The organism is Phenylobacterium sp. (genome assembly GCF_044372605.1).
Taxonomy (GTDB): Bacteria; Pseudomonadota; Alphaproteobacteria; order Caulobacterales; family Caulobacteraceae; genus Phenylobacterium.
Map to the genome: position 1 here is coordinate 1 of NZ_JBILRO010000250.1, position 4,889 is coordinate 4,889.

The window sequence follows — 4,889 nt, forward strand, 5'->3', positions numbered from 1 at the left end:
CAGGCCCCGCAGGGCCGAGAGCGTCGTCTGCTGCGCCACCTCCGGGTCCTCCCCGATCGCCTCGGCGCCCTGGATGACCGCCGAACTCCCTTCGATCGACTCGAGGGCCGCGCTCGAGACCAGCTTGCCGCACCCGCTCGCCGCGGCCGAGAAGACCGAGAGGGCCGCCATGGCGTACTCGAGAATCTGGAGGCCCTGGGTCACGGTGACGCTGCCGTCGCTGGTCTCCTGCGTCGTATTGAGGACGAGGACGCCCTTGGTCTTGTCGAGCGCGATGGTCTGCCGGCCGAAGTAGTTCAGGTGGATGACGACGCCCGGCGTGCTCTCGAACGTCATGTCCTCGACCTGGATCTGCAGCTCGGCCACGTCCAGCTGCACCGTGAAGTTCGAGGCGGTGATGCTGGGCTCGACGGTCGTCCCTCCGTCGAGCTGGACCGAGGGCACGGTGACATCCTGGAGGTTGCGGATGCGGGTGCCGGCGTTGTCGATCGCGAAGTGCGCCGACGGCGGATCGTTGGCCATGCCCTCGAACAGGAGCGGCATGGCCGGCAGGAGCATGTGCTGAATCACCTTGTCGGACGAGACGAGGAAGGCCCCCGTCGCGCCACTCGGGATCGCCTGGGGCGAGACCGCGTAGGCCAGGTTGGAAGGCGGGGCTGCGCCATCGATCAGGCAGAGCACCGCGAAGACGGAGTTGGCGGTCGTGGCGCCGCTGGGCGGCTCTATCACCGCATAGCCCTTGTAGGCGGGCTTCAGCCAGGCCAGGCCCGCTTGGGCATAGGCCGCGTCGAGGACGACGCTTGCGAACAGCACGTTGAACTTGTCCAGATTGACCTTCAGCCAGTCCTGGAGCAATTGGCGGAAGGCGGCGTCCGCCAGGAAATTGCCGGTGGGGGAAGGGCCCGTCTGGGTCCCTACGGTGACGGGCTGATCCGTGGCGAGCACGAGGTCGTGGAGGGTCTGGCTCCCCGTGTGGGGAATGAACTTCGCGACCACCGACACCGGGAAGGCGCACGCCTGCACCGGCAGGGTGACATTCCCGCTCTGGGGCGGGCGGGCGAACGGGCCCGTGATCGATCCGCCCGTGAGGCTGATCTGCATGGAGAGGTTGGGCCCGTCCCCGCCGGTGGTCAGCGACCAGTCGCTAAAGACGCCGGTCGCCGAGGCGGAATTGTCCGGGGCCGCCTGGGCGAAATTGGCCGGCCAACTCGCCCCGGCCCGGATCGACGTGTTCAGGTAGTTGTAGGTGACCGCGGCCACCGTGTGCCAGCCGTTGGTGTCCACCAAGCCGGTCGAAGATCCTGACACCCCACTCATATCGCCTTACCCCTTTCGAATCAGCCTTCGCGCCGCCGCGCCTTCCAGAGCCCGACGTGGAGTTGCTCCAGGCGCGCCAGCGCAATCCCTGCGGCCGTAGACACTTCAAGCCGGGCCATGTCGGCCTCGCCCTTCAGGAGGTCTTCGAGTTCCGAACGGGAGAGCGCTCCGCAGGCCACCTGCTCGGTCCAGGCTTCCAGTCGCGTGCGCTTCACCCGAGAGGTAGGCCTTGATGTCGGTCTCCGCGTCGGCCTTGCAGCCCATGACCACCTGCCGGGCCAGGCTCTTTGCGTTCTCGTGCGCGGGGACGACAAAGTCGTCGAAATTGCTCAACGCGTCCCTCACGCGGCGGTCTGCGCCGAGCAGGCCTTCGGCTCCTTCTTGTTCACATCGAGGCAGATGAGAGGATCGAAGGCGCGCCCGATCTGGCCGGCCTTCGCGGCCCGGTATGCGGCCCCAGTGGTCCCGGCGGACTGCCACTGACGGACGAAGCCGCCGTACAACGCGCCGTCCGGCGCGATTTGCAGGTGCCACTGCTGCGCCGAGATCTCATTCTTCGGCAGCCCATGAGCGAACTCGTAGGCGCTGCTGAGCTTGGTCCCGAGCGCCTTCACCTCGGCCGCGTAGGCCACGTACGGTTCGTCGGAGTCGGCCACGAGCGCCAGCGTTTCCGCCTTGAGGCTGGTCGTGTTCCGGTAGGCGTCGCCGTTATAGGCGGCCATCAGGGGCGCGCACGCGGAGAGCACCGAGGCGAACAAAGCCACGACGACGCTGCGCAGTCCACGCGCCATCGCAGGCCTGAACGCGACCAGCAGCAGCCGCTCCGCTCTCGCGACGGGAACAGTACAACCCATGATGTTCACCCCCCCACTTCATGTTACGGTTGCACGCGCCCGTCGCTACGTCCAGCTACTACTTCACAAGCGCTCTGCATGGTTGTGCCGCGCAGCTCTAGGCAGCGGGCTGATCGGCCGGAGTGCTGGCAGGCTAACTGTAAAAGGTCTCCAGTTTGTGGCGCGTGGGCGCTGGAGTGGGGATTTCCGTGGGGCCAATCTCGTTCAAGCGTCATCGAGTTCCGGCGGATGTGATCCGTCAGGCGGCATGGCTGTATTTCCGCTTCACGCTAAGCATCCGGGACGTCGAGGAATTGATGGCGCAGCGGGAATAGACGTCAGCCGTGAGACGGTCCGTCCTCTGGGTGATCAAGTTTGGGCCGCTGATCGCCGCGAACCTGCGCCGGCGGCGATCGCCACCGACCGGACGGCGGCATCTGGATGAGATGTATGTCCGCATCGGCGGTCGGAAGATGTGGCTCTGGCGGGCCGTTGGTGACGAGGGCGAAGTGCTCGATGTCCTGTTCCAGAAGCGGCGGAACAAGACTGCGGCGCTGAACTGCTGCGTCGCCTGCTGCGAAACCAGGGCATCCATTCCGAGGCGATTGCGACCGAACACGGCCTCCTTCACATGCGCGGAGCAGGCCGTTGCACTCGGCACGCGAGACACGCAGCCCGTTCGTGGGGACGATTGCTCAGATCAACCCCAGCGCCTTGAAGCTGGCGACCTCGGCGCGCCCGACAATGACGTGGTCATGCACCGCGATACCAAGGGTCCGCGCGGCGTCGACGACCTTCTTGGTCATCTCGATATCGGCCGAGGAAGGGGTCTGATCGCCCGATGGGTGATTGTGCACCAAGATCACGGCCGACGCGGACACCTCCAGCGCACGCCGCATGACCTCGCGCGGATAGACGGGCGCGTGGTCGATGGTGCCGTGATTGAGGATTTCATCGGCGATCAGCTGGTTCTTCTTGTCGAGGAACAGGACGCGGAATGCCTCGCGTTCACAGTGGGCCATGGTGAGCTTCAGGTAGTCGATGAGCGACGTCCACGAGGAGACGACGCAACGCCCTGGCAACTCGGCCGCCGCGAGCCGACGCGCGGCATCGTAGATCAGCTGCAGGTCGATGCCGACGCGGGTGTCGACGAACGCCGAAAGCGCGGCAAGGTCGGCCGTCAGCACCCGCCGAAGACAACCGAACCGGGCCAGAAGTGCTGCGGCCGTCGCCCGGGCGCCGTTGGCCAGGGACCGCGAGAGCAGGAGTTCGAGCGCCTCGGCGTCGCTCAGACCCGCCAGGCCGCCGGTCGCGGCCCTGGCGCCCAGCGTCCCGTTTGAGGGGGCTGGAGACGTAGGGCCGGCGTAGCGAGCGGTCATCTCGCCCACGCCTGGCGCCGCGGCGAACAGGTCGGCGGTCCGGGAAGGTGTGGCGTCATTCCGGTGAGAAGGTCTGGGCATGAAAGCCTCAAGCAGCCAGCGCCGGACCAAATCCCGGTTCGCTCGCGAGCTCCCGCCCTTCCTTCGACTTTCCCATCGGGCCAGGCAGGGCTGGTGCCGAACCCGCCTACCCTCGCAACACCGGGGGAGGGGCCTGGCGCCCTTACGCGGCTAGGGGCTGACTGACCGCCGCCGGCTGGCTGTAAGCGAGCAGGTGATCGACGGCCCGCTGGGCGTGCCCGGAGGCTTCCAGCAGGGCCCCGGGCCGGTCCTTCAAAATCTTGACCCAGTGACCGAGATACGCCGCGCGTCCGTCGAGGATCTGGGGCCTTAGCCCGATCCGCAGCCCGATCGCCGCACTGCCGATTTCGGCGACAAGCTCCTCGAACGCATAGGCGGCGTCGCCGAACCGTTGGCCGAAGGTGCGGCTCATGCGATGCTCAGCGCCGCTCCAGTGGATGGCCTCGTGAGCAAAGGTCGACTTCCAGTCCTCCATGCATCCGAACGCCTCGGGCGGCGGCATCCGGATAAGGTCGGCCGCGCGCACATAGCAGGCGGTGTTACCGCCGATCTCCAGCCTGGCCGGGATCGCATCGAGCACCGCCTCGCGCGCCGCCGCCCGGATGACAGGGTCGACCTTCGGCCCCTCGAGATAGGTCTGCGGACAGTCAGTCAGTTGCTCGGCGTTGAACACCGCGTACGTCTTGAGATAGCGCAGGGTCTTGGCTTCGCCCTCGCCGACGTCGCCGGAATCGGAGACCTCGCGGCCATCGACGACGCGGGTCTTGTAGAGGATCGCCAACGCGCTTCGAGCGCCCCTGGCGACCGGCGCGCCGATCGCCAGCGCCTGCCGGAAGGTGAACCAGAAGGGGCTCGTATAGCCGCGCTCCGCGCCGGCGAACGCCAGGAGCCAGGCGTTGGACCCGCTGAACGGTTGGCCGTCGGACCGTAGGGGCGTGGATGGGTCGGCCCCGTTCGCCCAGGGTTGGCGCCAGGGCGGCACGCCGCGCTCCAGGCGGGCGATGATTTCGTTGAGCAGCGGCTCAAGGGGATTGGACATCTACGTCCTCCGGCGGTTTCGCGCCGGATCCATTCCCGGTCGCTCAACCCTCCGGTCCCGTCCTCCGCCTTTCCCCCCGCGCTGCCGTCGCCTCCGGCGCATCACGCAAAAGGAGCCGCAGGCGCAAGCCCACGGCTCTTGATGACCTCTACGCCGCCGCCGGCAGGATGGTCTGGGCTGGCCACTTGGCCAGGACGGCCGAGAGCACCTGTGGCTGGTCGACCGGCACGAAGACGCGGG

5 protein-coding genes are annotated in these 4,889 nt (G+C 67.4%); all 5 read right to left on the reverse strand.

Features of this window, described 5'->3' with window-relative positions; all coding sequences use genetic code 11:
• The coding region (locus ACIQ42_RS15940; RefSeq protein ID WP_397423234.1) for a TULIP family P47-like protein at positions 1-1,284 on the reverse strand (1,284 nt) is incomplete at its 3' end.
• A gap of 53 nt (positions 1,285-1,337) precedes the next feature.
• Positions 1,338-1,532 carry a hypothetical protein gene (locus ACIQ42_RS15945; RefSeq protein WP_397423230.1) on the reverse strand — a complete coding sequence of 65 codons (195 nt, stop codon included), beginning with the start codon at positions 1,530-1,532 and terminating at the stop codon, positions 1,338-1,340.
• Between the two features lie 126 nt (positions 1,533-1,658).
• Positions 1,659-2,180: a hypothetical protein gene (locus tag ACIQ42_RS15950; protein ID WP_397423231.1), complete on the reverse strand. Its 522-nt coding sequence runs from the start codon at positions 2,178-2,180 to the stop codon at positions 1,659-1,661.
• 665 nt (positions 2,181-2,845) lie between these two features.
• Complete coding sequence (gene radC / locus ACIQ42_RS15955; protein WP_397423232.1) at positions 2,846-3,610, reverse strand: DNA repair protein RadC; 765 nt, start codon at positions 3,608-3,610, stop codon at positions 2,846-2,848.
• Between the two features lie 142 nt (positions 3,611-3,752).
• Positions 3,753-4,649 carry an ArdC family protein gene (locus ACIQ42_RS15960; RefSeq protein WP_397423233.1) on the reverse strand — a complete coding sequence of 299 codons (897 nt, stop codon included), beginning with the start codon at positions 4,647-4,649 and terminating at the stop codon, positions 3,753-3,755.
• Between the last annotated feature and the right edge of the window lie 240 nt (positions 4,650-4,889).